The 1,670-nt window shown below is 69.2% G+C and carries 1 protein-coding gene and 1 pseudogene; both read right to left on the bottom strand.

Translation table 11 applies throughout. The features are described from left to right. A partial coding sequence (locus BST14_RS27990; RefSeq protein WP_083067478.1) for an AAA family ATPase occupies window positions 1–1,305 on the bottom strand: 1,305 nt, incomplete at its 3' end. Between the two features lies 1 nt (window position 1,306). Next, window positions 1,307–1,670: pseudogene (locus BST14_RS27995) on the bottom strand (hypothetical protein); the annotation flags it as partial.

The following is a 1,670-nucleotide window of genomic DNA, read 5'->3' on the forward strand; positions in this document are numbered from 1 at the left end:
GGCCAGCACCGCCCGCGCGTGAGCGGCTTGCGGATCGCCGGCGGTGGCGTCCAACACTGGCGCGGTAGCCGGGTCGGTGAGGATGGTCAGGTGCGCCCGGTGACGGCTCAGGGTCACGCACATGCGTCCCGCGTCAAGGGCGAACGATTCCGCGTTGCGATACCCCGCCATCGGGTGCAAGGCCACAACGGCGGGCCTTTCTAGGCCTTGCAGCGCATTGACGGTGTCGACCAGTACATCGGGCATGTCGGCCAAGAGCGCCCGCACCGCACCGGCTTGGGCGACATGCGGCACCACCACTGCAATGTCGCGGGCGGTCAACGCCTCGCACACACCGCCGCGCCGGTAGTCATGCCAGGTCAGTTCACGCACCCGCTCAGCCAAGGCGGTCAGCAGCGCCGGGTCGGTCGGCCCATTCAGCGCTTCCGTTGGACGACTGACGATTTCGGGCAGCACCGTACCGTCCGGTGCGATCACGGTCTCATCAGGACGACGCGACGTGAACGGCATCTGCGGGTAGAAATGCTGGGACAACAGCGCGCAGGTCTGCGGTCCAAGTCGCCAGGAGTTCGTCAGTTCGTGCATGGTGATGGCATCGCCGTGTGCGGCCAGCAGCGCAGCCGGGGCGGGTTGGTGTGGCCCGGTGGCTTGGCCTTCCCACTTCTCGGTCGAGCCGGTCACCACGGGTGCCACCTGGCCGGGATCGCCAACGCAAATCACTTGCCGTGCAAGGCTTCCCAGCGCGCCGAGGTCGGCATAGGTGCATTGCCAGGCCTCGTCAACCAAGAGTACATCGGCTCCGGCCAGGTTGGGATCGACGTAGAGCCAGCGAGCGGCGGTGCCGATCAGAATTTCCCCGCCTGTCGAGTGTTCCCATCGCACACTGCGGCCCGCGACCGTGCGAATGCCGTCCACCATCACCGGCTTCTTACCAGCCCCCGACACGATCAGGGAAGCGCGCTCGCTGACGGCGGCGATGCGCCGAGCCAGCTCGGCGGCTTGCTCGCGGGTCTGTGCAGCCACCGCCACACGCAGCGCCACGCGGTGAGCCAGTGCACCGGCCAGCAGCGCCACCAGGCGGCTCTTGCCCGCGCCGGGGCAAGCCGGAACGCAGACCGCAGCATCGCCGCCCCACGCGGCCAGCAGCACCCGCGCCAGCATCGGCGTGTCCAGCAGGTCGCGTCCCGGCCAGTCCTCGGTGATCGGCGCAGCGGTGGGCAGCGCCGGGGTCACCGCCGGTGCCCCAGCAGGCGCGTTAGCGGTCGCGGGGTCACCGGCGGTGAATCGCCTAGGCAGCGTACGCATCTCAGTTCTCCGGTGCTTGTATGTCGTCGGCGGCAGCGATCATCACCGCCAGAGGAACGGGGCGGCGGCTTGCGGTCGGGGTGGCCCCCTGTGACAGCCAGGAGAACCGCCGCTTATACAGCCGCGCCACCGCCGTGCGCCGCGACCGAATCGTGGACACCGAGGGCGGCGCAGGGATCACCGTCACCGGCTCACCCGCAGCAGGCCGGTACCCCGTCTTGCGGAGTCCACCGATGGTCACCGTCAATGCCCCGTCCTCACCCACGGCGGTGGCGAAAACCTCACCACTGAAACGGTTCTCCGCATCCGGCATCGCCGTCATCGGCTCCCCAGCCCAACCGGTGACGGCGGCCCCCGCCTTCAAC

It is taken from the genome of Mycobacterium arosiense ATCC BAA-1401 = DSM 45069, from assembly GCF_002086125.1.
Taxonomy (GTDB): domain Bacteria; phylum Actinomycetota; class Actinomycetes; order Mycobacteriales; family Mycobacteriaceae; genus Mycobacterium; species Mycobacterium arosiense.